General features: G+C 47.1%; 22 protein-coding genes. 12 read left to right on the top strand and 10 right to left on the bottom strand.

The features are described from left to right. Positions 1–214: 214 nt before the first annotated feature. Positions 215–2,521 (top strand): pentapeptide repeat-containing protein, encoded by a 2,307-nt coding sequence (locus RH949_RS25930; RefSeq protein ID WP_446357191.1) that lies wholly within the window; start codon positions 215–217, stop codon positions 2,519–2,521. Here the strand turns inward: RH949_RS25930 and RH949_RS25925 are convergent, their stop codons facing one another. The 5 genes from RH949_RS25925 to RH949_RS25905 all read right to left on the bottom strand — a co-directional run bounded on the left by RH949_RS25925 (position 2,522) and on the right by RH949_RS25905 (position 6,095). Then, positions 2,522–2,947: a type II toxin-antitoxin system VapC family toxin gene (locus RH949_RS25925; RefSeq protein WP_446357189.1), complete on the bottom strand. Its 426-nt coding sequence runs from the start codon at positions 2,945–2,947 to the stop codon at positions 2,522–2,524. A gap of 17 nt (positions 2,948–2,964) precedes the next feature. Further along, a complete protein-coding gene (locus RH949_RS25920; protein ID WP_446357187.1) occupies positions 2,965–3,177 on the bottom strand; it encodes a hypothetical protein in 213 nt (70 codons plus the stop codon). Positions 3,178–3,387: 210 nt separating this feature from the next. Further along, positions 3,388–4,749: a D-alanyl-D-alanine carboxypeptidase gene (locus RH949_RS25915; RefSeq protein ID WP_446357185.1), complete on the bottom strand. Its 1,362-nt coding sequence runs from the start codon at positions 4,747–4,749 to the stop codon at positions 3,388–3,390. A gap of 144 nt (positions 4,750–4,893) precedes the next feature. Continuing rightward, positions 4,894–5,793 (bottom strand): inositol monophosphatase family protein, encoded by a 900-nt coding sequence (locus tag RH949_RS25910; protein WP_006101969.1) that lies wholly within the window; start codon positions 5,791–5,793, stop codon positions 4,894–4,896. Between the two features lie 107 nt (positions 5,794–5,900). Beyond that, positions 5,901–6,095, bottom strand: coding sequence for a hypothetical protein (locus tag RH949_RS25905; protein WP_006101895.1), 195 nt, complete (start codon positions 6,093–6,095; stop codon positions 5,901–5,903). A gap of 314 nt (positions 6,096–6,409) precedes the next feature. Between RH949_RS25905 and RH949_RS25900 the strand changes: the two genes are divergently transcribed. Further along, entirely contained in the window at positions 6,410–6,835 is a 426-nt protein-coding gene (locus RH949_RS25900) for a DUF1824 family protein (RefSeq protein ID WP_006102109.1), read from the top strand. Between the two features lie 37 nt (positions 6,836–6,872). Here RH949_RS25900 and RH949_RS25895 read toward each other — a convergent pair whose 3' ends face one another. After that, a complete protein-coding gene (locus tag RH949_RS25895; RefSeq protein WP_006101989.1) occupies positions 6,873–7,847 on the bottom strand; it encodes a vitamin K epoxide reductase family protein in 975 nt (324 codons plus the stop codon). Between the two features lie 57 nt (positions 7,848–7,904). Beyond that, on the bottom strand, positions 7,905–8,756 hold the full coding sequence (gene btpA, locus RH949_RS25890; protein ID WP_006101966.1) for a photosystem I biogenesis protein BtpA: 852 nt from the start codon (positions 8,754–8,756) through the stop codon (positions 7,905–7,907). Positions 8,757–9,293: 537 nt separating this feature from the next. Here btpA and rimO point away from each other — a divergent pair. The 3 genes from rimO to thrC all read left to right on the top strand — a co-directional run bounded on the left by rimO (position 9,294) and on the right by thrC (position 13,551). Further along, on the top strand, positions 9,294–10,631 hold the full coding sequence (rimO, locus tag RH949_RS25885; RefSeq protein WP_446357181.1) for a 30S ribosomal protein S12 methylthiotransferase RimO: 1,338 nt from the start codon (positions 9,294–9,296) through the stop codon (positions 10,629–10,631). A 115-nt stretch (positions 10,632–10,746) separates the two neighbouring features. Next, on the top strand, positions 10,747–12,141 hold the full coding sequence (locus RH949_RS25880; protein ID WP_006102098.1) for a DEAD/DEAH box helicase: 1,395 nt from the start codon (positions 10,747–10,749) through the stop codon (positions 12,139–12,141). 291 nt (positions 12,142–12,432) lie between these two features. Then, positions 12,433–13,551, top strand: a complete 1,119-nt coding sequence (gene thrC / locus RH949_RS25875; RefSeq protein WP_446357209.1) for a threonine synthase — start codon at positions 12,433–12,435, stop codon at positions 13,549–13,551. Positions 13,552–13,944: 393 nt separating this feature from the next. Here thrC and RH949_RS25870 read toward each other — a convergent pair whose 3' ends face one another. Continuing rightward, the gene (locus RH949_RS25870; protein ID WP_044208019.1) at positions 13,945–14,718 is read right to left on the bottom strand and encodes an HAD-IIA family hydrolase; all 774 of its coding nucleotides are present in this window, start codon (positions 14,716–14,718) and stop codon (positions 13,945–13,947) included. 387 nt (positions 14,719–15,105) lie between these two features. On the opposite strand from RH949_RS25870, the gene RH949_RS25865 reads away from it, so the two are divergent. The 5 genes from RH949_RS25865 (at position 15,106) to RH949_RS25845 (ending at position 22,004) form a co-directional block, all read left to right on the top strand. Then, complete coding sequence (locus RH949_RS25865; RefSeq protein WP_446357178.1) at positions 15,106–16,182, top strand: ATP-dependent 6-phosphofructokinase; 1,077 nt, start codon at positions 15,106–15,108, stop codon at positions 16,180–16,182. Positions 16,183–16,378: 196 nt separating this feature from the next. Beyond that, positions 16,379–17,104, top strand: a complete 726-nt coding sequence (locus RH949_RS25860; RefSeq protein WP_446357176.1) for a toll/interleukin-1 receptor domain-containing protein — start codon at positions 16,379–16,381, stop codon at positions 17,102–17,104. A gap of 739 nt (positions 17,105–17,843) precedes the next feature. Then, positions 17,844–20,798 carry an AAA family ATPase gene (locus RH949_RS25855; RefSeq protein WP_446357174.1) on the top strand — a complete coding sequence of 985 codons (2,955 nt, stop codon included), beginning with the start codon at positions 17,844–17,846 and terminating at the stop codon, positions 20,796–20,798. A gap of 31 nt (positions 20,799–20,829) precedes the next feature. Next, complete coding sequence (locus RH949_RS25850; protein WP_446357172.1) at positions 20,830–21,327, top strand: hypothetical protein; 498 nt, start codon at positions 20,830–20,832, stop codon at positions 21,325–21,327. Between the two features lie 422 nt (positions 21,328–21,749). Then, positions 21,750–22,004 (top strand): DUF2283 domain-containing protein, encoded by a 255-nt coding sequence (locus tag RH949_RS25845; RefSeq protein ID WP_006101881.1) that lies wholly within the window; start codon positions 21,750–21,752, stop codon positions 22,002–22,004. Between the two features lie 216 nt (positions 22,005–22,220). Here the strand turns inward: RH949_RS25845 and RH949_RS25840 are convergent, their stop codons facing one another. Beyond that, complete coding sequence (locus RH949_RS25840) at positions 22,221–22,751, bottom strand: NUDIX hydrolase (protein ID WP_446357170.1); 531 nt, start codon at positions 22,749–22,751, stop codon at positions 22,221–22,223. 193 nt (positions 22,752–22,944) lie between these two features. On the opposite strand from RH949_RS25840, the gene RH949_RS25835 reads away from it, so the two are divergent. Further along, a complete protein-coding gene (locus RH949_RS25835; RefSeq protein ID WP_446357168.1) occupies positions 22,945–23,232 on the top strand; it encodes a hypothetical protein in 288 nt (95 codons plus the stop codon). A 3-nt stretch (positions 23,233–23,235) separates the two neighbouring features. After that, positions 23,236–23,448 (top strand): hypothetical protein, encoded by a 213-nt coding sequence (locus RH949_RS25830; RefSeq protein ID WP_446357166.1) that lies wholly within the window; start codon positions 23,236–23,238, stop codon positions 23,446–23,448. Between the two features lie 323 nt (positions 23,449–23,771). Here RH949_RS25830 and ftsH3 read toward each other — a convergent pair whose 3' ends face one another. Further along, on the bottom strand, positions 23,772–25,610 hold the full coding sequence (ftsH3, locus tag RH949_RS25825) for an ATP-dependent zinc metalloprotease FtsH3 (protein ID WP_446357164.1): 1,839 nt from the start codon (positions 25,608–25,610) through the stop codon (positions 23,772–23,774). Positions 25,611–25,633: the final 23 nt, after the last annotated feature.

Raw genomic sequence — 25,633 nt, 5'->3', positions numbered from 1 at the left:
ATTCTCTCTCCCATCTTCCCCATCTCCCCCATCTCCTCCATCTCCTCCATCTCCCCTGTATGCCTGCTCCCCAAGATGCTACGGATTTTGGTTACAATAAATGTTTCCGATAAAGAATATTTTGGGAAAAGGTTAAACTAGAGGCAGAGACTGTCGCCGCTATGGAGCAGTAGAGACAGATAACCACCAGGATTAGCCAACTCATTGCCTATTTATGGAGGGGCGCATCATACCAGACAATCAGCAAATCGATTCTTCGGTTGATGGAGAATCAAAGCAGCAACGGATTCAGCAAGCTCAGGAGGTTATTTTTCAATTCCTACTCGATCGAGTGGAAAATGACCCTCCTGAAACTGTTTTGCAGGAATTTAAGCAGTTATTTTTTTCTAGTGAGTGTACACCAAATCCAGATGTCGCTCGCTCAATGTATGAGCTTCTTGAGCAAAAGAATGAGCAAGAATTCAGAAATACTCTGAAGCGGTCTTGCTATATTTTAATTAACAATTGGTTGGCAAGTCGGCGCTCAGACTCGATAGAGGAGTTGATTCAAACGCTGGCTAAGGTAGACTCAGTTAAATTTACTGTATCTCAGACCCTGAATCGTTTGAGAACGTGGATTGCTAATTTTATTGAAAGCCAAGACTATCAAGAACTTAAAGTCTTTACCTCAAGCCGTACCGAACGTCGAGGGTGGAGTCATCGATATGCTTATTATTTATTGTTACCGCAATATTTAGATTCTCAAAATCCAGTTGAGCAGCGAGAATTAGCTAAGAAAACGGCAAAACGGTTAAAAGAGAAGTTTAAATTTGAGCTAGCAATGTACACCGTGCATTGTAATTCGCCAACCTTTAAAAAGGAACCGCCCCCGAATCCTACTCGACTGGGCAATGGAATCATTCGTCTGCTCAAACAACTGATATCGCGTAAGTTTCTGCACAGTTATTCCCATACGGCTGATGTGTTTGTTCAGCAGAGCAAAACGCTGACTTATCGAGACTTTAAGCAGAAATTACTCGACTATTTACTCTTTTCAACGAGTCCTCATCAGTCGATTGATTTTTTCAAAAAGACTCTGACCGAAAAACTAGAGATGCTCTATGAGTCATACAATGAGGAAACGACGACCATGGAGCTATTACTGCGAACGTGTCGGCGCACCTTGGAATTTTTAACCACAGAAAATGGGCAGGAACCCTCCCCACTCTTTATCACTCTCACCAGCCAAGGTAGTCCTCTGACAATTGTAATTCTCCTGCTCAAAATTATTTTATTGTGTAATTATGTTCGCACTCATTTAGATAATTGTATTGCCAATCTAATTCGCTATTACGAAAAATATCCGGAAACAGAATGTCGATTTTTTATTCATTTTTTGGATATTTTTAATGTTGTCTTTGCCATTTATACCGAGAACGTGCAATTTGATGTCGTCAAAATTAAGAAGGGCGAATCAGCGGTTTCTGAGTTGGAGGCATACCGCATTTTTTGCCAATTGAAAGGCGCTAATCTACGCGGGAGTGATCTCAAGGGAGCTGACATTCGCAATAGTGATTTGAGTGCTGCCGATTTACGGGAAGCAAATCTCAGCAGTGCGGATTTGAGTGAGGCAAATTTGAGTCTAGCTAAATTGGGGGGCGCTAATTTAAGTAGCGCCATACTCATGGGGGCTGATTTAACGGTTACTGACTTGAATTCTGCCAATCTCAATGGCGCTAACCTAAATAACGCCAACCTGAGTCGTTCCAACTTGCAAAACATTAATCTGCGTCGCGCCAGTTTGATTGGGGCGAAACTGCGACATACCAACCTCCAACAGGCGGATCTCAGCCATGGAAATTTGAATCAGGCAATTCTCACAGGTGCCAATCTCAAGAATGCCAATTTACGACAAACTAGCCTCCAGTACGGGGATTTAAGTGAGGTTGACTTGAGTGAGGCGAACCTGAGTCAGGCGAACTTAACAGGTGCAGACTTACAGCGCAGCCAATTGGATCAAGCGAATTTAGAGGGGGCAACTTTAGAACAGGCAAATCTGAGTGGAGCCAGTCTATTCAGAGCCGATTTGAGCCAAGCAAATCTCAGCAATGCTCAACTGAATCAGGCGATGTTAAGGGGAGCCAATTTAAAGGAGGTGCGATTGCGTCGGGCTATCCTCAGTCATGCTAATTTAGAAGGGGCAAATCTGAGTCGCGCTGATTTGAGTCGTGCTGATTTAAGTCATTTAAATCTCAGGGGAGCCGATTTAAGTCATACGTTTCTGCGTCATGTCAACTTGACGAATGCGGATTTGAGACAGGCAAATCTCACAGGCGCGAATCTTTTCAATGCTAATCTGAGTGGTGTGAAGGTTGAGGGAGCTATATTTAAGCAAAATGCGGGCTTATCTGCTGCTCAGGGGAAAGAATTAGAACAGCGAGGGGCTACGGTTGAATTGAGTCAGCTAAAATCGCGCGATCGCAATGTCTGGAAACATCCCCTTCCTCCACATTCCCTATTGCCGAACCAATCAGAAAATTAGCTATAGTCTTGACCAATTCTCTATTTGCAATTCTTTAATTTGTCCAAAATCTGATGTATTGCGAGTAAGTAATATTGCCTTATTCACAATAGAAATCGCGGCAATTTTTAGATCCATATTGCCCAGACGTGGATAGGCTTTTCTCAAGCGTTGGTGTTCTAGACCAGCATCACGATTAAATGGAATAACCACAATTGAGCGGTAATTATCTAAAAGCTGCTGTAGCCATTTATATGCTAGTAGCTGATTGTCTAACGTTTTTGCCTTAGATATTACACTGAGACGACCTCTAGCTTGTTCTTCATAGGTAATGATGGTAACGGCAACTTCCGCTTCTTGAACGGTTGCCAACCTTGCTAGAATGCGTCTGCCCTCTTCCCCATTACGCTGGATAAGACTAAGATGATCAGTGTCGAGAATGTACATCGTAAAGCGCTAGTTCGCTACTCAACAGACTGCCGCCATTCTTGACCCAGACGAACAGCTTCATCAAAGGTGGGATCATTTTCAAAGCTGCCTGCCACTTTCATCCACCAAGGAGTTTCCTGCTGAAGCAAGCCAGCAAGTAGTTGCTTCAACTGGGCTAGCTCTGACTCTAAGGCTGCAACTCGCGCTTCGAGACCTTGAGAGCGGTTGTCAAGTTGCTGGGAAGTCATAGTTAAAGAGGTGGTAGTTCAGAATTATTGCCCTATTATAGCAAGCCCGCTTTCTCTGAATCACGGCTGAATTAGCCTTGCCACCAAAAATGGGCTGCGATCGCAATGTCTAGAAACATCCCATTCCTCCACATTCCCTATTGCCGAACCAATCGGAAAATTAGTCTTATGTCTTATGTCCTTTGTCACTGTTTCCCATTCTCTATTTCCTCATAATTCATTGACAATTTCATTGCTAGAGGTTTTACTGGCTCGTTCGGGATTGGGTTGTAAGGGTTCGGGTAATGATTGAACGGCTCCCCACTGGCTCATAAAACTTTGCAGCAGTGCTTCTTGTTGGGCGCGAAATCCTTCCAGGTTGTAACCCATATTCATCGTAGAAAACCAGATAATTCCCTGCTGCTGCGTGGGTAAAGCTCCGCCTAAAGCGCTGACATTATTTAAACTTCCGGATTTAACAATAGCGAATGGGGGAAGTGGACGTTCGTTTAAAATACCTTCATCTTGTCCAACAACCGCCAAGACATCGCCAAGGCTCATATTATAAGGTTGAAGGTATCGAGCAATGGCGAGAAATAAACCGGAAGCCGCACGGGGAGAAATCTTATTTTGATCGCTTAATCCAGAACCATTAACTAACGTAATTTCAGCTTGAGGAACGCCTGCAGCGGCGGCGGCTTGTTGGGCGACAACATTCGCTCCTCCGACGGAGTTGGCGAGCATGTCCGCCATTTTATTATTACTATATTGATTCATTTTTTTGATCAGTTCAGCCAGGGGGAAGGAATAGTGACGAATCAGGGGTTGGATGTTGCTAGGAGGGGTGGGGGAGACTTGTACCGAACCCGCGATCGCAACTTGTGGTTTGGGGGTGTCTGGGGGTAGGGTTTGATATTGGGTTTGGGCGGCGGGAGTCCAAAGTTGACTATTTAATCCTTGTCTGAGAAGAGTCCCTGATGTGAATGGCTCAAACTCAAAGTTCATGTAAAATTTACCTGTGATTATTAAATTCCCCGCTACCTGCTGGATACCCATCTGATTGAGGAGATTACCGAGAGCGATCGCTTCTTCCCAGACAAAGAATGGATCGTCTCCCCCTTCAATCACTAAGTCTCCTTGGAGAACCCCGTTTTCCACAGCACCCGTTGCGCCAATCAGGGTGATGAATTGGTGATCGGGACCAAAGGTTTGTAATGCAGCCAGGGAGGTGGCGACTTTGGTGATAGAAGCCGCAGGTAAGGGAACAGTACCTTGATAATTCGCTAGCAGAGTATCCCCAGCTTGAATCCAGATCCCATGATTTTCCTTGGCAAATCCTTTGGCGGCTAAACCATTCATGTACTGCTCAATTTGCGCTTGAATCGCCGGATTGGGATTATCCGGGGAAGCGAGTGAGGGAACGACTGGTTTTTGCGCCAATTCCGCTTCTGATGGACTGTCGGCGACTGAGACACTATCGATCTCGTTTTCATTGGCGGAAGGTTGGGAGGGATTAGATTGAGGGGAACATCCGGCGGTAAAGGTTAGGAGGGTTAGGGATAGTGCAGTCGTCAAGGACAGGGGTTTGAGCATTTTATATAAAAAATTAGGAGTTCTCGATTATAGCTTCCTAATTTAACCTGTACTACACTCCTGGACAAGATTTATCTCTGCAACTATCAGCACTCATCCACCCGACTGTTGTCGAACAACGAATGACATAAGACATAAGACTAATCAAGCAATTTGACTTCCCAAAACTTGGTTTTCCCGCTCAATTTCCCCTAAAAAACTACGGAAACTTTTTTCGTGATTTTGCTCCCAACGCTGAATAATATGGAGAATTTCCCGTAATAGATAGCCGGAACCACAGGCAACATAATCGACAATATATTCCGATTCCAGACTGAGAGACGCCAGAGAATTGCCGCGAAAATCAACCAGATAACCGCCGGCTGATTTTAAAATTGGATAGGCGAGCAAATTATAATTATCCGAAAGATGACGACATTCGACCATGAAATCAGCAGCGCCTCGGGCGATTTCACAAAATTCCATGGCTGAGTTATCAACGGAGCGAATATCCCGACAGCATACCCACAAGGGGAAACTGCCGCTCAATGCTTCTTTTGCCCGATGATAGCCGGGACGTAAGTAGGCGATCGCGTCCTCTAGGGAGACTTGAGAGTGACAGTAAATCTGAGTGTAGTCTTGACTGTGAGCGTTTTGAAAATAAGCAGCTGTCTGAGTCCCATAGTAGCAGTCTCCCGACCGTAATCCTTGCACATAAGCAAAATCGAGATCCCCTAAGGTGACGTCGGATGATTTTGCCGCGATCGCCATAACGAAAGACGGGTCACCCACTTGACGTAACCAGTTGGATGTCCCATCGATTGGATCGACAAATATAGAATAGTTAGCGTGAGGATTGAGCTTTGGATGTTCTCCTTCGAGATAAAGGTTAATGGGATAGTCAGCTAAACAAGAGCGGACAATTTCACTCGCCTGACAATCAATTTCATGTTTCGCTTTTCCATTGATGTTTCCATTGATGATTGACTGATGTTGGTAAGGGAGATTGTCTAAAAAAGTGGCTAGATTTGCGGCAATTGATGAACAGATGGGTAAGTAATCCATAATTAAAGAACTCCTCTGCGGAGATCTATACCCTTAATTTTCTCGGTAATACGCCATGAACGGTAAATATTACCGGGACTGATGGGCATAGATTTAGTAAATATGTACTACAGGCGACTGACTAATTTAGTCTTACTGGAGACAGTTGGCAGATTAAATAGCCGCTCTAGTTCTTGGACAGGTTGACGATGAGTGGTATCAACGCTGGGCATTTCCTGCCAACAGTGTGAACAGAACCAGTAGAGATGATGGTGGCTAATGTGCCGAAGTAAGGGATGGGAGCAGCAGGGACAAGTATTCATAAATTTTGCAGATCTTTTCTTTTGATGTTTTTTTATGTATAAATATTATTTTTACGTAAAAATGTTGACTAAATCTTGATCGATATCTCTGAAAGCTTGTGATAATAAAGGCTAAAAAATGTGATTAATTTTACATGAATTGAGTGATCAATATCATGTTGAAGTGATACCAAATCTGATGAAGTCACCCTAGGCGTGAACTTGGGTACTTTTTCCTTCTACCCTCTGTGCGTTCTACTGTGTGCCTTTTGTCCTTTGCCTTCTGCTGTGTACCTTTTGCTATATCATCGATCACGTTATTATCGCCGCCAGTTATGTCTACCCAAAACTCTACCCCTCTAACCCTCTCAGACGCTCAAGCGCTTCTCGAACCCTTCAACTGCATTGAGAGTCAACCTGTGGTTTCAGATGCCGAAAAAGAGAAACTGCGGCAAGCCTTAGCGTTACTTGCCGAACATTCAGATTATCAAATTTTTGGTATTTGCGCGAATACAGCGGCTCAGGGTTTATCGGCGCTCAAAACCTATGCTCAAGCTTTAGGGTATCAACCGAATCTTGACCTGACTCCGATTGAGGGAGCGGTGTATATCAAATATAACGGCAATTCAGGATTGTTTTATATCGATTCCTATACGGGTGAGCATCGCGGTGTTTTAGTATCCTGCCAATCTTCCTTTGAAGGGGGTATTAATGAAATGTATGGTCATCTCCCCCTCGATTTATTTGCGTTGTCGGATTAACCGTGTAGAGACGTTGCATGCAACGTCTCTACAGTTCTCACCGAGGCAATTGATACTTAAAGTCGCGTTTTCCTTGGTAGTTGGTTAAATCTGCCAATTTTTCCAAACTCTGAACCCCAGGATACAACTGACCATTGATTTCCCAAGTCGGATACCCTTGTATTCCCGCTGCTTGGCACACTTGAGGCTGCGGATTTTTCCCAGCCGGATTACACTCGATATAATCGATTTCGCTAAAGGCTTCTTTGCCAAATAACTCCTTTTGATCGTGGCAATGGGGACAAGTAAACGCACCATATTTTTTAGCACCAACGGCGGTAAGATGACGAGCGAGTTCCATTTCCGCTTCGCCAGAGGTGGTGGTTATTTTCCAGCCGTAGGGGGCTGTGGGTGCAGTGGTTACTGGGGGAATCACGCCACTGTCTACTCCACCAGCCGTTGTCTGTTCACCACTCATGCCATAGATACCCAAGGTGCCAATCAGCGCTACCATACCGACAACAATGCCCGTGAAAAACAGTTGTCCCACATCTTCCCACTCACGCCCAATGATCGTCAGCACGAATAAGGCGATGGAGCAGAAGGCGGATACCAGGCAATAGATACAAAAGGCATTAATTACAAACGACATCAAATAGACAAGATAGCCGCTGAAGATAACCATGGCGGTTGAGCCAGCAAACATCAGCAGCCAACTCCCATCGTCTACTTGTCGGCGAAAGTCTTTGTTAGCCGATGATTTAACAAGTTGGGGGGCAAAGGCAAATACTGCGATCGCAGTATAGGCTAAAAAGCCAAACAAGCTTAGGGGTACACCCAAAAGCCAAGCATAACTACTACTTAAGACAGCTTGACAGTTGATTACCTCACCTGTGGGACATACGGCTTCTTTAAACACCCCAGTTTCCACCAAGGTAAGGTAAGCCGTATCTAAAGCACCAAGAATCGCGATCGCACCAATGATTGGGCGGGAGTGGCGATGAATCCAGGGAGCAGAACGTCGGCGTCTCATAATTTGTCTATCAGCACTAACAATTTCAGGAATAAGCGAGAAATTTATGGCTCACTCCTACTTAGAATGTAACTTGACCGAAGACATGGGTTTCGGCGACGCTGTCGTGTTAACACCACGTCGTACCGCTTCCACAAATTGACTGACGCGAATCGGGTCAATGGGTTGCTCAATTCGTCCCCGTCGTTTCAGGGAACTGGAGACAATCACCCCGTCGGCGGCTTGCATCAAGGTGGGAATATTTTCCCAGTTGGCACCGCTACCGATGAATACAGGCGTTCCATTAGCGGCGGCTGATGCTAATTCTAAGTCTTCTAGACTGGGAGGACTACCTGTTGCCCAGCCGGAGAGGATGACGCCATCGGCTAACCCTCGTTCGATGGTTTCTTGTACCGCCGTAGTCAAATTCGGTGATCCCAAGGGGCGTCCATGCTTAACCAAGACATCAGCTAAAATTTGCACATCACTACCGAGTTCTCGGCGATACCGCAACAGTTCGTAAGCTTGTCCTTCGATTAATCCTTGATCCGTTGCCATGACTCCGGTGAGAACATTCACCCGAATAAACTGGGCACGGACACAACTGGCGATCGCGATCGCGCTTTGGGCATCATTGCGTAACACGTTGATCCCCACGGGTAATGTGACCAAATTCATCAACCGTCCCACAATTAAGGTCATCGCACTAACGACAGCGGGATCGACTTGGTTTTTGGTGAAGGGAGCATCAAAAAAATTCTCCACGATTACCCCATCAACTCCCCCTGATGCCAGTGCTGTCGCCTCTTGTTCGGCTCGATCAATCACCGCTTTTAAACTTCCTCCCCAACGGGGAGACGTTGGCAGGGGTAACAGATGCACAACGCCAATGATGGGATTGGGTGTTTTGAAAATTTGTTGTAAGTTCACGTATCTACCTGAAAACCGTTCACAAGAATTTGAATATACTCAGGTTTGACAACCACAGAGACTCTCTATCTAACTAATTCGATGGATTGACAAATGGGATATACCATGGTAATTGACAGCATAAATCTCTCAGAATCCTAACCATCGCCTAATTCTTAAGCACCAACCGCTAAGTAGGGTAACGTCAGCAGACGCTCGCTAATAGTCGCCCTTCCCCCAGTCAAGCGTCAAGTTAGATTAAGTTACCGAGTGTATTGCATATATTAATAAAATTTTATATAAATAAGTAACGGGGTTAAACTAGAGCAACCAAAGAACATCCGGACTGGTGGAGCGTGGGTAAACTCTAAGACTATGCCCCTATGAATCGAGTAAAGCTGGGAAAAAATTAAGTGATCAGGATTGAATCAGCCTGAACTCTGGAGGCGTTCTCTCCAGAACGGTTACAGGGAACTGCTCACGACTCATGCTTACTGATTAGGAGCGCTGGAAATCAAGCGCTACTCCACTCTAGTGCCGATTGTAGTAGATAACCGCATGGGCAACAAGCCAACCATTGCCATTTCTCATTTAGGCTGTGAAAAAAATCGTATTGATACGGAGCATATCCTGGGTCTGCTGGTTCAAGCGGGCTACCCAGTCGATAGCAACGAAGATTTAGCCGACTATGTTATTGTAAATACCTGTAGCTTCATAGAGGCAGCGCGGACAGAATCAGTTCGCACGTTAGTTGAGCTAGCAGAAGCCAATAAGAAAATTGTTATTGCTGGCTGCATGGCACAACATTTTCAAGAGAAATTGTTGGCAGAATTGCCAGAAGCTGTAGCTGTAGTCGGAACGGGCGATTATCAAAATATCGTCGAAGTGATAGAACGGGTAGAAGCAGGAGAACGGGTCAAAGCCGTTTCAGCCGAACCCACCTATATTGCGGATGAAACAACGCCGCGCTATCGCACAACCTCAGAAGGAGTCGCTTACCTGCGAGTAGCAGAAGGATGTAACTATCGGTGCGCCTTCTGCATTATTCCGTATCTGAGGGGAAACCAGCGATCGCGAACGATTGAATCAATTGTGGCGGAAGCTGAACAATTGGCGTCCCAAGGCGTGCAGGAATTAATCCTCATTTCTCAAATCACAACCAACTATGGCGTCGATCTGTATGGAGAACCCAAGTTAGCTGAACTATTGCGGGCATTAGGTAAGGTGGATATCCCCTGGATTCGGATGCACTATGCCTATCCGACGGGTTTAACCGAGCCAGTGATGGCAGCAATTCAGGAAACGCCTAATGTTCTGCCTTACTTGGATTTACCCCTACAGCATTCCCATCCAGAAGTCCTGCGTGCAATGAACCGTCCTTGGCAGGGGCGAGTGAATGATCAGATTATTGATCACATTAAAACCGCCTTGCCGAATGCGGTGCTGAGGACTACCTTTATCGTCGGGTTTCCTGGCGAGACAGAGCAGCACTTTAATCATTTGCTGCAATTTGTCCAGCATCACGAGTTTGACCACGTTGGTGTCTTTACTTTTTCTCCCGAAGAGGGTACACCAGCCTACAACTTGCCCAATTCAGTTCCTCAAGCCGTCATGGAGGAGCGTCGCCAGACGCTGATGGCAGTTCAACAACCGATTACGTTGAAGAAAAACCAAGGTGAAGTGGGCAAGATCGTTGACGTTCTGATTGAGCAAGAGAACCCCTCAACCGGAAAACAGATCGGTCGCTCAGCTCGATTTGCCCCCGAGGTCGATGGATTAGTCTACGTCCAAGGCGAAGCCCCCTTGGGGACCATCGTGGAAGTAGAAATCACCGATGCTGGCATCTATGACCTCTATGGTTCTGTAGTCCCTAGTCCACTGTTAGTTGTCGGTTAACTAGAGTCGATTCAGGGTAAGGGAATGTTGGCGATTGCCAACTCCTTAACCCAGACTCTTGATCACTGACGACTGACCTTAACCATCACGAAAAACTCACAACAACCGTTAAATTATGACCCTTTCATTCAATAATCTGGGCTTATCTGAAGAGTGCCTCCATCAACTGGAAAAATTAGGTTTTGATACACCAACGGAAATTCAATCTCAAGCCATTCCAGAACTGTTGGCAGGGCGAGATGTGGTCGCTCAATCTCAAACCGGTACAGGGAAAACCGCTGCCTTTTCTTTGCCGATGTTGGAACAGATAGATCCTAATGCCCGAGGCGTACAAGCCTTAATTCTTGCCCCAACACGGGAATTAGCCCGACAAGTGGCAGATGCCATTCGGGACTTGACCAGCAATCGCCGTGTCGGTATAGTCACCGTCTACGGAGGACAATCTATTGATCGCCAAATTCGTCTGTTACAACGTAATGCTCAAATGGTTGTCGGGACGCCAGGACGAGTGATCGATTTGCTGGATCGAGGAGATCTCAAATTAGATCAAGTCAAATGGGTGGTCTTAGATGAAGCCGATGAAATGTTGAGCATGGGCTTTATCGATGATGTCAAGAAAATCCTCAAGCAAGCCCCGAAAGAACGCCAGACTGCCTGTTTTTCGGCAACAATGCCGAAGGCAATTCGGGATTTAGTCAACCAGTTCCTCAAATCCCCGGTGACGGTAACCGTGGAACTACCCAAAGCTACCCCAGCACGGATTGAGCAACGGGTTTATATGATTCCCCGTGGGTGTTCAAAGTCCAAAGCCCTACAGCCAATTTTGGCGCTGGAAGACCCGGAAGCCGCCCTAATTTTTGTGCGGACGCGGCGGTCAGCAGCGGAACTCACCAGTCAGTTACAAGCGGCTGGGCATAGCGTGGATGAGTATCATGGCGACCTCAGCCAAAGCCAACGGGAGCGCTTGTTGTCCCGATTCCGCCAGAGTCAGGTGCGCTGGGTGGTGGCGACGGATATTGCCGCACGGGGTCTGGATGTGGATCATCTCACCCATGTGATTAATTATGATCTGCCTGATCAGGTGGAAAGTTATATTCACCGAATTGGTCGTACCGGACGTGCTGGGAAAACCGGAACCGCGATTTCCTTGATTCAACCCTTTGAACGGCGCAAACTGCACCAGATTGAACGGAAAGTCCGGCAGAACTTACAGGTGTCTCGGATTCCCACGCGATCGCAAATCGAAGCGCGGCGCTTGGAGAAATTGCAAGATGAGTTACGAGAGGCACTCACCGGAGAACGTATGGCATCATTCCTGCCTATCGTGCGGGAGTTGAGTGAAGAATACGACCCCCACGCGATCGCTGCCGCCGCCTTGCAAATGGTCTACGACCACACGCAACCGGAGTTAGCCGCCATCGAGGTTGATAACAAAGTAGAACGTCCGAAACTGGTGAAGCGTCGTAATAACAAATCCAAAGAATCGGTCACTCATAACCGTTCTCGGTAATTGATTGAGTTCATCCCATGACCAATAGGTGTGGGATGAATTTGTTATTTGTTATTTGTCTTATGTCATTTGTCTTATGTCATTCGTCTTATGTCATACTCGCTCCCTTGAGAAGCAAGCTACGTCTTATGTCGAAGAGTTCTTGCACTTAGTTAGGGCGGGTTTAGTGACATCTGGGTGGCAAGCAGCGATAATGGTGAAACCCGCCCCTACATATGTGCTATGGCACGTCTGGTCACTCAAACGTTTTTTCGGGTCATTTGTCATGACCAAAATTCAGTAATAAATCACATGACTCTGTCTGCTACCAATACCCCTCAAACTACAGATACTTTTACTAAGCCTTGTCAATGGTCGGGTCTAATTGAGACCTATCGGTCTTATTTACCCGTCACCGCCTCAACTCCCGTAGTGACTCTCTTGGAGGGAAATACGCCTCTGATCCCTACCCCTGCCCTTTCAGAAGCGGTGGGTAAGGGAGTCAAGGTATTGGTTAAATATGATGGTCTTAACCCGACGGGTAGCTTTAAAGATCGAGGTATGACCCTAGCGATTTCTAAGGCAAAGGAAGCTGGGGCAAAAGCCGTGATTTGTGCCAGTACGGGGAATACCTCTGCCTCGGCTGCGGCTTATGCGACTCGGGGAGATATGCAGGCTTTTGTGTTAATTCCGGATGGCTATGTCGCCTTGGGGAAGTTGGCGCAGGCATTGGTGTATGGGGCGCAGGTATTGGCAATTGAGGGAAATTTTGACGACTGCTTGCGGATTGTCCAGGAGTTAGCGGCAAATTATCCGGTAACGTTGGTGAATTCGGTCAATCCCTATCGATTGGAAGGTCAAAAAACGGGCGCGTTTGAAATTGTTGATAATTTAGGAAATGCCCCAGATTGGCTGTGTATTCCGGTGGGAAATGCCGGGAATATTACGGCGTACTGGATGGGCTTTTGCCAGTATCATCAACATGGGAAGTGCGATCGCTTACCTCGGATGATGGGATTCCAAGCGGCTGGCGCGTCACCGTTAATTCTGGGTGAACCAGTGGCGCATCCGGAAACAATCGCCACCGCGATTCGGATTGGTAATCCCGCCAGTTGGCAGAAAGCTGTTGCGGTAAAAGATGCCAGTCAGGGACAGTTTAATAGCGTTACTGATGAGGAAATTCTGGCAGCCTATCGCCTCTTAGCTTCAAAAGAAGGAATATTTTGTGAACCCGCTAGCGCTGCATCGGTGGCGGGGTTATTGAAAGTGAAAGATCAAGTTCCCACGGGAGCAACGGTGGTTTGTGTGCTGACAGGGAATGGGCTAAAAGATCCGGATACGGCGATTCAACACTGCAACAACCAATTACAGCGAGGAATTGAGCCAACCACCACCGCCGTAGCTGAGGTGATGGGATTCAGTTCAAGCTGAATAGTAAGCTACGGCGATTGAAATCGCTGCTACACAAACAAAGTCCGCCTGCGCGGACTGGAACGGGGGTAGCCAACCCTGATTTGGTACTATAGCACTACGAGGTACGGAAAGGACATCAGTTGATCCCAAGAGGGAAGAAGTGAACACCTCGACTTACCTCGACTCCGCTCGGTAACACGCTCGGTGTGTCACAGGGAACAGGGAATAGTACAGAATGTCCTAACCTGTCTTGGTACTGCTATATATCGTGTCCGGTTGATCACTTGCGATATAGGTTTATATCAAATTGCAGTCTAATGTAGAACTTTCTTTTTCTCCCATCTCCCCCTCACCCCCTCACCCCATCTACTCTATCTGCTATCTTTAAACGCAACTTGCTATTAGTCTATGTCAAGGGACTAAATCCCCCACTCCTGGCAAAATATAGTGGGGACGATAGGCAAAATGGATTAAATCCTCTTGGCGGGTGACTCCGGATAACACCAATGCCGTCTCGATTTCTGACTCAATCCCGGCGATGATATCGGTGTCCATGCGATCGCCAATGATGGCTGTATCCTCGCGACGACAGCCTAGCTTCTTCAGAGCATGGCGCATCATTAGGGGATTTGGCTTGCCGACAAAATAGGCTTTCGCCCCCGTCGTCAGTTCCAAGGGTGCAATTAACGCCCCTGTCGCTGGCACAATTCCTTTCTCACTCGGTCCAGTTAAGTCAGGATTTGTGCCAATTAACTTTGCCCCTTTAATCACTAACTGCGCCGCCTGTTCTAATTTCTCAAAGCTATAACTGCGCGTCTCGCCCACCACCACATAATCGGGGTTGGTATCGTTCATGGAAAACCCAGCATCATACAGCGCATTTGTCAACCCGGCTTCCCCAATCACAAAGGCACTTCCTCCGGGACATTGTTGAGCCAAAAATGCCGCCGTTGCCAAGGCGCTGGTGTAGAAATGTTCCTCTGGGACTTCTACGCCCAACCGTTTGAGCTTCTCCCGCAACTCCCGAGGCGATCGCTCACTGCTATTAGTCAAGAACAGAAATTTCTTTTCCGACGCTTTTAACCAGTCCAAAAATGCCTCCACTCCTGGCAGTAAGCGGTTGCCGTGGTAAATCACGCCATCCATATCACAGATAAATGCCTGTTTGCCGCGTAGCTCATTCATGGAAACAAGGGACTCAAAAGCCTGGACGTTAGAATCAACAACGATGATACCAGCCTGGGTGGAGAAAAGATATTGGTCTTGCCCATCACCAATCACGACTTCTCAATCAGCATTTTCTAAAGCCGCAGTGCTGCTTGATACTCTCAGATCAAAGAAAATTGGCTATCTTGGACTAGATGTTTACAGACCAGCAAGGGTTCATGAACCACGCCTTACTTCGTGAAGACGCGGATTGGCAGAGATAACCTGCCAGTAAGCTGTCACGCATTTAAATTGGGAATGGGTAGCGAGCAAGATGCTCGCACTACAAGGATTTCGCAATTCTTGATGCATCAAACAGCCTTCGTTAAAAACTATCCACAATAGAACACAACTTGAGATCGACCTATGGAAACTCGCAAACGGATTGGTCTACTCACCAGTGGCGGTGACTGTCCCGGATTAAACGCGGTCATTCGCGCTGCGGTTAGACATGCTACCCTGAGCTATGATTGGGAAGTTTTAGGTATTCCCTATGCCACCCAAGGTTTATTGGAAGGCAAAGCAGTCTCACTGAATGTTCATGGTTTAGATAGTCGGGGAATCGACCCACTCCTGAGTACTGGTGGTACTATCCTTGGTTCAATTAATAAAGGGGATACCGAGGCTCAAGCCGATCAGATTATCGCTGGTTATCAGAAATTAGGTCTAGACGCCCTAATTGTTATTGGTGGTGACGGGAGTCTGGCGATTATGAACCAGCTTGCCCATAAAGGGAATATGAATATTGTGGGCGTCCCCAAAACGATTGATAATGATGTGGCGTTCACCAATTTAGCCGTTGGTTTCGATACGGCGGTGAACACCATTGTTGATGCTTTATCTCGCCTCTCCTATACAGCCGCCAGTCACGATCGCGTAATGGTGGTTGAGGTGATGGGGCGCGAAGCCGGACATCTCGCTCTAAATGCCGGGATTGCTGGCGGTGCTGATGTAATCCTGATCCCGGAGATTCCCTATTCTATTAGTGGTGTTTGCAAGCATATCACCGAACTGCGCGATCGCTGGAATCGCCGCTTTGCGATCGTGGTTGTAGCTGAGGGGGCGAAAACCATTGAGGGTCAAGAACGCTACTACACAGACTCCCAGGGTGAGATTCGATTACGGGGTATCGGAGATTATGTCGCGGATCAGATTTCTCACTTCAGTGGGGATACAATTGAAGCGCGGGTGACGGTATTAGGTCACGTTCAACGGGGTGGTGCGCCTTCAGCATTAGACCGTTTGCTGGCTACCTCCTTTGGCAAAGCGGCTGTCGATTTAATTGCCAAGGATGACTATCAAAAAATGGTTGCTTGGCAAAATGGAGTGGTTGTGAGTATTCCCATTGATGAGGTTACCAGCAACAGTCCGATTTTAGTGGATAGTCATCATCCTCTAGTGGAAACAGCTAAAGCCCTCGACACCTACGTTGGCGACTTGTAAATGGCATTTTTACGGCGGTACTTAGACTTCATTTTTTGTCTAAGTACCGTTAGGGGAAGCTGGGGGAGATGAGGGAGATGAGTAAGTTTTAGCAGTACCAAGACAGGTTAGGACATTTTTCTCTGTTCCCTGACAAATGACAAATGACAAATGACAAATGACGAATTAATAATCCCAATATTAATAATCTGAAATAATGAAAGCGTTTATCAGTCATAGCAGTATCGACAAACCCTTTGTTGAGCGTCTGGCAACGGATTTACGCACCCGCGAAGGGATTGATGCTTGGTTGGATAAATGGGAGATTCTGCCCGGTGATAGAATACCGGATAAGTTGGAAGAAGGATTAACCAATGCAGGTATTCTAGTTCTGGTTCTCTCCCCGGATAGTGTTAATTCCCAGTGGGTGAGTTATGAGAAAGACGCATGGCTGATGGCACAAGTTGAGGAAGAAAAACGGGCGAAACTTGAGTCACTGACTCCCAGCCGTCGCTTAATTCCGGTTCTCTACAAAGACTGCCAAAAGCCGTTTTTTCTGCAATCTTTTCTCCACATTAGTATTAATGACGATAACTATGAGGCAGGATTTCAACAACTGGTGAATGGGATGCGGGGGGAGTCAGGGAAGCCGCCACTGAAGGGTGAGACGACGCCTGCACCTGTTCCGGCTTCACCCCCAGCCCAGGTGTCATCCGGCGTTGCACCGAGAATCTTGGCGTTTAAGCTGCTCAAATGTCTCCTTCCAGCCCAGTTTGATGAGGTGATTTTCTACTATGAGGTGGATGAGTCGCAACTGCCAATGAATGTGGCACAGGTACAAAAAGCGAAAGAGATTATTAAATTGGCGAGTCAAAAAGAAGGCGAGTCGCTGTCGGCATTGCTAGACTCGATTTATCAAGCGGCTCCACATCTGAAGAGGTAGGGTGATATCATGTCTGGTTAAATACTTACAGTTTGGTAGTGCAGTCTAAGGTAGAAGCTGTCATGCTGAGCGAAACGCAGTGTAGCGAAGCATCTGCCGAAGGAACTCTAGCGAAGCATTTGTCCAGATTCTTCGCTTCGCTCAGAATGACAGGATAGAACGCTCAAAGTGACATGATAGAACGCTCAGAGTGACATGATAGAACACTCAGAATGACAGGATAGAACGCTCAGAATGACAGGATAGAACGCTCAGAGTGACATGATAGAACACTCAGAATGACAGGATAGAACGCTCAGAGTGACATGATAGAACGCTCAGAGTGACAGGATAGAACGCTCAGAATGACAGGATAGAACGCTCAAAGTGACAGGATAGAACGCTCAGAGTGACAGGATAGAACGCTCAGAGTGACAGGATAGAACGCTCAGAGTGACATGATAGAACGCTCAGAATGACAGGATAGAACGCTCAGAATGACAGGATAGAACACTCAAAGTGACAGGATAGAACACTCAGAATGACAGGATAGAACACTCAGAATGACAGGATAGAACACTCAAAGTGACAGGATAGAACACTCAAAGTGACAGGATAGAACGCTCAAAGTGACATGATAGAACGCTCAGAATGACAGGATAGAACGTTCAGCATGACAGGATAGAACGTTCAGCATGACAGGATAGAACGTTCAGCATGACAGGATAGAAGGTAAGTTGGTATCAGGTGGATAGGGTGAATGGATAGTCGAGGCGAGGTACAAAAGCGTCTGAAAACGCTGAATCCGGCTCAATTTGAGGAAGTGCTGTTCCGGTTGAGAATTGATCCGGCGATTATTCCTAGCCCCTTTGCTGAGCAATCGCTGCGGGCAATCCGAGTGATTCAACGGCTGGAGCAAGAGCCAGAGGGATTGGAGTGCCTCAACCAAATCTTAGATGAACCCGCTATCTCGATTATTGGTGAGCAATATAGCGGACACGAGATAGAAGCTCAAGTTAAGCGAATTATCAATGATTATACTCAACAACCCTTGGAAGGGCGGGAGGAAGAGAAGCGTCAGCTTGATGACTTTGTACTGAATAATTCTAAGGGTGTGCTGTTGGTAACGGGGGCGGCAGGTTTTGGCAAATCGGCTCTGTTGTCTCATTGGCAACAGACAAAACAAGACGATTATTTTATCGCCTATCACTGCTTTAGTTATCGTTACCAGAAAACGCGCTCCGTCTCAGAAGCCTATCGTCATCTGCTCAAGCAACTCTATTTGTATTACAACATCCGCAATGGGCAGTTTCCCACTGATGAGAATCAGATGCGGGAGCTGCTGGTGGGGATGTTACGCAAACCTGTCTCCCCAGAGGGTAAGCGTTTGGTAATCGTTTTAGATGGGTTGGATGAGGCTTCTGAAACTTTTGAGCCGTTTTTTCCATTGCTCCCGGATGGCGTGTTTGTGATTGCTTCAGCACGCGCTGAGGAAGAAGAGAAGCCAACCTACCTGCGTAATTGGATAGACGATGCTGATCAGAGACTGTGCCTGAAACGGTTATCCCGTGAGGCAATTCCCAAGTGGCTAGGGGAAATCAGGGAGTTAGCAATTTATGCAAAAGATGATCAGTTTGTTAACAGGCTGGATGAGATAACGAGTGGGTTTCCCCTATACCTGCGTTATCTAATTGATGAGTTGAGACAGGTGGCAACTCAAAATCAGGATGTGCGGGAAGTTTTGGCACAAACGCCCACGGGATTTGAGGAATACGTCGAGCAACAGCTCAATGGTTTAGATGAACTGAAATTACCCGAGCAAACGTTGCAGTTGTTTGCCCTACTAGCGGTAGCGAAAGGGGTACTAGAGAAAGAGGATATCAAAACATTAACCCAAATGCGCGATCGCGACTTGCGACAGCTAGGCAAGTATTGGCAAGTGACGCGCTGGATGCAGATTACCGAGGGCAAGTTCTACGCTTTTGCCCACCCGTTGCTGGCTAAGACGTTTGGCAACCAGCTAGGAGATGAAGCCGAAGATGCCTTGCAGGATTTAATCGGCTACTGTGGCAAATGGCAGGAACACCAGAGTGCTTATGCTCTACAGTATTATGCCGAACACTTGCAGGAGGGGAAGCGGTGGCAGGAGTTGTATGAACTTGCCCATCATCAAGACTATGTTACGGCTCAACGGCAACAGTTACCAGAGCAGCCGGATTTGCCCCTAAAGACGGTGCAGAGAGCGTTGTGGAGTAAAGCCGAAACCGATGATGGGGCTGGGATGGCAGAGTTTCTGCTGCTCCACGCAGGGCGAGTGATACAGATAACTACTCAAGAGTCACCCTTGGAGGCGTTGCGAGTCGGCAATATCACCACAGCTTGGGCGCTGGTGGAGCAGTTTGATATTGAACGCTGTATCTTGTGGTATCTGCTGCTGGCGTGGGAGTTGGTAAAAGATGCTACTCAGGATAAGGGGAAAATGGAGCAAGCGCGGGAAACCTTGGAGCGATTGCAGCAGAAGAACTTGCCCCGTTTTTCAAAAGTTTGGATGGAGGATTGTGCTGTTTACTTGCTGACGCCCCTATTGACAGCGACAAAAGGGACGTTTATAGCGCTGTCAAGGCTAATTTTAGATGATCAGAGGCTTAGAAATCTTTGCCAGAACCTTGTCGAAGGCAGTGACTTCACTACTGCCCTAAACATAGTTAAGCAAATGCAGGATTCAAGGTACAAGGCAGAGGCGCTCATCGAGATTGCTAAAGCACAGCCAACCGCAGAAAACTTCAGAGCCGCTATCGACACAGCTAAAGACATTGACCATTCATACGACAAGGCATGGGCGCTCATCGAGATTGCTAAAGCACAGCTAACCGCAGAAAACTTCAGAGCCGCTATCGACACCGCTAAAGACATTGAGAATTCAACCTACAAGGCATGGGCGCTCATCGAGATTGCTATAGCACAGCCAACCGCAGAAAACTTCAGAGCCGCTATCGACACCGCTAAAGACATTGAGGATTCATACGACAAGGCATTGGCGTTCAGGGAGATTGCTAAAGCACAGGCACAGGCAGAAAACTTCAGAGCCGCTATCGACACGGCTAAAGACATTCAGGATTCATCCTACAAGGCAGAGGCGCTCATCGAGATTGCTAAAGCACAGCCAACCGTAGAAAACTTCAGAGCCGCCATCGACACCGCTAAAGATATTGAGTATTCATACTCCAAGGCAAGGGCGCTCCTTAAGATTGCTAAAGCACAGCCAACCGCAGAAAACTTCAGAGCCGCTATCGACACCGCTAAAGACATTCAGGATTCATACTACAAGGCAGAGGCGCTCATGGAGATTGCTACAGCACAGCCAACCGCAGAAAACTTCAGAGCCGCTATCGACACCGCTAAAGACATTGACCATTCATACTTCAAGGCAAGGGCGCTCATCGAGATTGCTAAAGCACAGGTAAAAGCCAAACGCATTGAACAGGCACTCTTAACAGCCGAGAAAATTCTCATCAACCGCAATGAACACCTTCCCGATATCGCGGCTGCCTTTGTCGAGACAGGTGATAAAGAACACTTCAAGCATCTGTTGATTCCCTGTGCCTACTACCTAGATGCCGCCTATCAAATGTGCGGACATCTCGCCAAACTCTATCCCACTCAAGTAACCGATATCGCCAAGGTTATAAATAACTTTACCTTAAATTCACCCTAAAAACTAATGACTATAAAAAAGGAATAAACTAATGCTCAACCAAGACCCTGCTAAATTAAAAAAAGTATCGGTAAACCTTCCCTTCGGCATCGGTGGCGCAGAATGGGAAGCCGATGAAACCGAACGCAAAGCCGCTTGGTCGCTCTACGTTGAACTCGTCACCCGCATTCCTGTACAATCCCTAGAAGCTGACCAAGGACTCCTGCGAGAAGCCCTCCACTCCCTCCATAGTATGTTTACCATCACCCGCCAAATCCTCAGAGATGCGGGTCCGGATGTGGGTATCTCTTCTAAATCCGTTGGCGGAATTGCCATTGCCGTTCTCAATAAAGGTTTGCGCCCCTTTCTATCAAAATGGCATCCCTTATTACAAACCTGGGAAGCCCAGAAACCGCCTACCGCCAGTCCCAAACAGCATGAGAAAAATTGGTCGTTAGAACCTCAGATGCATGAGGAGTTGCTCGTACTGGGAAAGGAGTTACAGCAATATGCTGAGGCGTTGGCGGCGATTGTGGGAGTGGAGGGATGAGAGATGGGGTTGTAGAGGTTTCTTGGCATTTTCCCCCTCATCCCCTAACCCCTTCTCCCGACCCCCCTTCCCCCTTTTTAGATCCCCCTCCCGTCCCCCTTTTTAGATCCCCCTTCCGTCCCCCTTAAAAAGGGGGAGACCAGCGGATGCTTCGCTTTTTGTTCCATGGGGAAGCCAGCGGATGCTTCGCTTTTGTTGCACGGGAGAAGGGGAACCGGATTTTCTTGCTCTCATAAGGGTAGGTTTTTAAGAGGTTTTTACCCCTTGTTTTCTTTCCTTCCTTGTCCTCCTTGTCTTGTCCCCACCCTAAAATAAAAAACCTACACCTTTCAGATTTTCTTGCTCCCCTCTCCCCGGAGTGGGAGAGGGGCTGGGGGTGAGGGGTTAAGCGTTTATTTTGATCGCAAGCGTAAGGGGACATTATGAGGATAGATTTTGATCAAGAGACTGAAGCCGTTTATTTCCGACTTAAGGATTCAAGAATTGTTGAATCTGAAGAAATCAGCCCCGGCATTGTTTATGACTTTGACGAAAATGATACTATTGTGGGCATTGAGATTTTAAATCTAAGTCAAAAAAACCCAGACTCGATCAAAAATGTGAATTTTCCTTTTACCCAGGAGGAAAAAAAGCGGTTAAGAGATATTTTAGGTTGGCTTAAGCTGTTCGGCATTTAAACCTTAATATCAATAATGGCGCAATCCTTGCTCGCTGCATTGAGCATCTTGCTCGCTACTAATACCCAATTTAAATGCATGACAGCTTACCCTGGTTTAAATCTCTAAAGCTAGGCGTTGAAGCACTAAAGTGCTTACTACAAACAAAGCCCTTTTTTAGCGGGAAAAGGGCGCACGTCGGTGCGCCCCTACGATTTTAATCCACCACCCCGTATCTTATTCAAGAATAGATTTGAGCCGAAAATACCCAATCTGACAGGCTGAATAATCGCATTGATTCAAATAATCAAACGGATGCCATTCATTATGGCTAATCGATTCAAAATAGCTGCCATCTTGCTGGGCAATCCCCGGTTCTACACCCGTTACATCGGCATAGTACAGATAACAAATTTCATTGGTTTGAGTTCCGACAATATATTTTCCTAAGGGTAGAACCTGAACCGAAAATCCCGCTTCTTCATGCACCTCTCTAATCGCCGCTTCCTCTGGCGACTCTCCGGTATCGATACCCCCAGTAATGGGACAAGGATAGAGTTTATGCTCTTGGTTAATATCGGGAATATGGATACAAAGGGGCTGCTGTCTAATCAAAACCTGATAATCGTCTGGGTTATTCTGACTTTTTCTAATCAGAAATATTGCCACAGAATCTCGTCCCTTGCGTTCTAGGTAGTAATACCCCCAAGCTGTTTCCTTAACCGTAATCCAATCGGTACTAAAAATAATTTTCTCTTTATTCATCATAAGTTATACATCAATTATAGAGTTGTAATTATAGGAGCAATTATAAGAGCAATTGTAGGGGCGGGTTTAGCCACTCACTCTACTTGTCACCCCTAAACAAACAACAAAACCCGCCCTACCCCACCAATCAATCCACGAAAAAACGCCCAAAAATCATACATTAGGATGGATAAGTAGAGTTAGCTTGACAGAAATGCAACGTCGTGTAAAAAAGACAATCCACTTCAACGCTATTACCTTGGGTATCTCAGTAGGGTTAGCCCTATTCCCTGGCAAACTTCTTGCCAACGAACTGCCACCCCTACCCCAAACCAACGCTCAAGGTGATTATACCGCCTCCGCGAATACCTGGTGGAGTTGGCAGGTTGTTGATCCTGATCCCAGAGGCTTAAATTGTCGCATCTCGCCAGAATTCCGCCAATTTTGGCGAGAAGACTTTCGCCCTGGTGGTTGGCAAGATGATTTTAATATCGGAGAATAGTCTGTGGTGCGACGTTTTCCTCAACAGACCGTTCTCATTGCTGACAACGCCGTCGCTGGTGCAACAATTATTAGAGATGAACGCGGTTTACCCTGGGTAAAGGTGATCATTGATATGCCAATCGCCAACAACCAAATGAATGATATTTGTTTCGTGCGGGCTAATTCCAAGTACATTCGCCCAGTGAAAACTAGCGTTCCCTATCTTTCATTTTAAAATTAAGTTACTACAAACAGTTCTGTTGGGTCTCGTTCCTCGACCCAACCTACTATTTTGTTCGTTCGTTCGTTCGTAGTAGGCACTTTAGTGCCTCTATAGGGATTGCTGAATCAGGATTGTGGTGAGGGTGAGGGAACAGAGTCGGGGCGGGTTTACTCACTTATGGGTGCAACCGAAAAGATAGTTGTGAAACCCGCCCCTACATAAAACCAGGTTCTCCTGCTTCCAGACAAGCCATGGCACGTCTGGAACATGGTTAGCAAAAAAAAGGACAGCGTATGCTAACGCTGCCTTAAACATTATTATTATCGACCTGAGGATTAAACGATCGCCGCCATCTTCACGTCGTTTTCGGCTAACAGTTCTTGCAGTTCCTCTGCATCGACGGTTTCTTTCTCAATCAGCATGGCAGATAATTTGTCCAAGATGTGTTTATTACCCACCAAGACATCTTTCGCCCGATTATAGGCTTCATCCACCAACTTCCGCACCTCTTCATCAATCGTCGCCGCCGTGGTGTTGGAGAAATCGCGATCAGAGGCAATGTCCCGTCCTAGGAACATATTGCCATTTTGCCGTCCTAATGCCACAGGACCCAAGCGATCGCTCATTCCGAAGCGGGTGATCATTTGTCGGGCGACACGGGCGACTTGCTGTAAGTCGTTAGACGCCCCCGTTGTCACTTCTTCTTCACCGAAGATAATTTCCTCAGCAATTCGACCCCCCAAAGCAACCGCCATTTGGTTTTGCAGGTAGGAACGGGAATACAATCCAGAATCCATCCGGTCTTCACTGGGCGTAAACCAGGTTAATCCACCCGCCCGACCGCGTGGGATAATACTAATTTTCTGCACCGGGTCATAATCGGGCATTAATGCACCCACCAAAGCGTGACCCGCTTCATGATAGGCGACTAACCGCTTGCGCTTCTCGCTCATTACCCGGTCTTTCTTCTCTGGTCCAGCCAATACCCGGTCGATGGCGTCATTCACCTCATCCATGGAGATTTCGGTGAGGTTGCGCCGTGCGGCTAAAATTGCGGCTTCGTTGAGCAAGTTCGATAAATCGGCACCGGTGAAGCCAGGAGTCCGACGGGCAATTTTCTCTAAGTCTACATCCTTGGATAAAGTCTTGCCGCGAGCGTGAACGTTGAGAATTTCCAAGCGTCCGGCGTAGTCGGGGCGATCCACGACCACCTGACGGTCAAACCGACCGGGGCGTAATAATGCTGCATCCAGAACATCAGGACGGTTGGTGGCGGCAATAATAATGATACCCGTATTGCCTTCAAACCCATCCATCTCGGTCAGTAACTGGTTCAGGGTTTGTTCCCGCTCATCGTTACCGCCGCCTAAGCCAGCACCCCGTTGACGACCTACGGCGTCAATTTCATCGATAAATACGATACAGGGAGCACTATTCTTGGCTTGCTCAAACAAGTCGCGGACACGAGACGCACCCACACCGACGAACATTTCCACGAACTCAGACCCGGAAATGGAGAAGAAGGGTACACCAGCTTCCCCAGCAACAGCACGCGCTAAGAGGGTTTTACCCGTTCCCGGAGGTCCAACCAGCAGCACCCCTTTGGGAATTTTCGCACCAATGGCGGTGAAGCGATCGGCGTTTTTGAGGAAGTCAACTACTTCGTTGAGTTCCAGCTTGGCTTGCTCAATCCCGGCGACATCGCCAAACGTGACCTGGGTTTGCGGTTCCATTTGAACTCGGGCTTTGGACTTACCGAAGTTCATCGCCTGAGAACCCGGACCGTTTTGCGCCCGCCGCAGTAAGAAGAATAAACCCACCAGAAGCAGGATCGGGAAGAAGAGTCCGCTCAGCGTTCTGAACCAGAACCCATCATCACTCTGAGGGCGAACTTTAATATCTACGTTATTGTTGGTGAGAATACTGATTAGTTCTGGATCGTTAGGCAGGTTGACCTGGTATTGGGTACCGTCTTGAGCGGTTACCATTGCCTGAGTGCGGTCAGAACTGAGCTGAACGATCTCAACCTTCTTGCTCTTAACGTTATCAATGAACTGGTCGTATCTCCAGGTTTCCCGCGTTTGGGACGGTTGGTCTAAAAATGCTGTTGCCAAGGCGATGACTACTATCGCTAGTAGTGCATAAAGCCCCGCATTTCTCCATTTTTTATTCACTACTGATTTCCTCCTAAGACTTA

It is taken from the genome of Coleofasciculus sp. A1-SPW-01 (assembly GCF_040217205.1).
In the GTDB taxonomy this organism is placed as follows: Bacteria; Cyanobacteriota; Cyanobacteriia; order Cyanobacteriales; family Coleofasciculaceae; genus Coleofasciculus; species Coleofasciculus chthonoplastes_A.
The sequence above is the reverse complement of the archived record's forward strand: the minus strand, read 5'-3'. Positions and strand labels throughout refer to the sequence as shown.

Coding starts and splice junctions, on each gene's coding strand:
- RH949_RS25930 (WP_446357191.1), top strand. CDS start 215: ATGGAGGGGCGCATCATACCAGACAATCAGCAAATCGATTCTTCGGTT.
- RH949_RS25925 (WP_446357189.1), bottom strand. CDS start 2,947: ATGTACATTCTCGACACTGATCATCTTAGTCTTATCCAGCGTAATGGG.
- RH949_RS25920 (WP_446357187.1), bottom strand. CDS start 3,177: ATGACTTCCCAGCAACTTGACAACCGCTCTCAAGGTCTCGAAGCGCGA.
- RH949_RS25915 (WP_446357185.1), bottom strand. CDS start 4,749: ATGCTCAAACCCCTGTCCTTGACGACTGCACTATCCCTAACCCTCCTA.
- RH949_RS25910 (WP_006101969.1), bottom strand. CDS start 5,793: ATGGATTACTTACCCATCTGTTCATCAATTGCCGCAAATCTAGCCACT.
- RH949_RS25905 (WP_006101895.1), bottom strand. CDS start 6,095: ATGAATACTTGTCCCTGCTGCTCCCATCCCTTACTTCGGCACATTAGC.
- RH949_RS25900 (WP_006102109.1), top strand. CDS start 6,410: ATGTCTACCCAAAACTCTACCCCTCTAACCCTCTCAGACGCTCAAGCG.
- RH949_RS25895 (WP_006101989.1), bottom strand. CDS start 7,847: ATGAGACGCCGACGTTCTGCTCCCTGGATTCATCGCCACTCCCGCCCA.
- rimO (WP_446357181.1), top strand. CDS start 9,294: ATGGGCAACAAGCCAACCATTGCCATTTCTCATTTAGGCTGTGAAAAA.
- RH949_RS25880 (WP_006102098.1), top strand. CDS start 10,747: ATGACCCTTTCATTCAATAATCTGGGCTTATCTGAAGAGTGCCTCCAT.
- thrC (WP_446357209.1), top strand. CDS start 12,433: ATGACTCTGTCTGCTACCAATACCCCTCAAACTACAGATACTTTTACT.
- RH949_RS25870 (WP_044208019.1), bottom strand. CDS start 14,718: ATGAATGAGCTACGCGGCAAACAGGCATTTATCTGTGATATGGATGGC.
- RH949_RS25865 (WP_446357178.1), top strand. CDS start 15,106: ATGGAAACTCGCAAACGGATTGGTCTACTCACCAGTGGCGGTGACTGT.
- RH949_RS25860 (WP_446357176.1), top strand. CDS start 16,379: ATGAAAGCGTTTATCAGTCATAGCAGTATCGACAAACCCTTTGTTGAG.
- RH949_RS25855 (WP_446357174.1), top strand. CDS start 17,844: ATGGATAGTCGAGGCGAGGTACAAAAGCGTCTGAAAACGCTGAATCCG.
- RH949_RS25850 (WP_446357172.1), top strand. CDS start 20,830: ATGCTCAACCAAGACCCTGCTAAATTAAAAAAAGTATCGGTAAACCTT.
- RH949_RS25845 (WP_006101881.1), top strand. CDS start 21,750: ATGAGGATAGATTTTGATCAAGAGACTGAAGCCGTTTATTTCCGACTT.
- RH949_RS25840 (WP_446357170.1), bottom strand. CDS start 22,751: ATGATGAATAAAGAGAAAATTATTTTTAGTACCGATTGGATTACGGTT.
- RH949_RS25835 (WP_446357168.1), top strand. CDS start 22,945: ATGCAACGTCGTGTAAAAAAGACAATCCACTTCAACGCTATTACCTTG.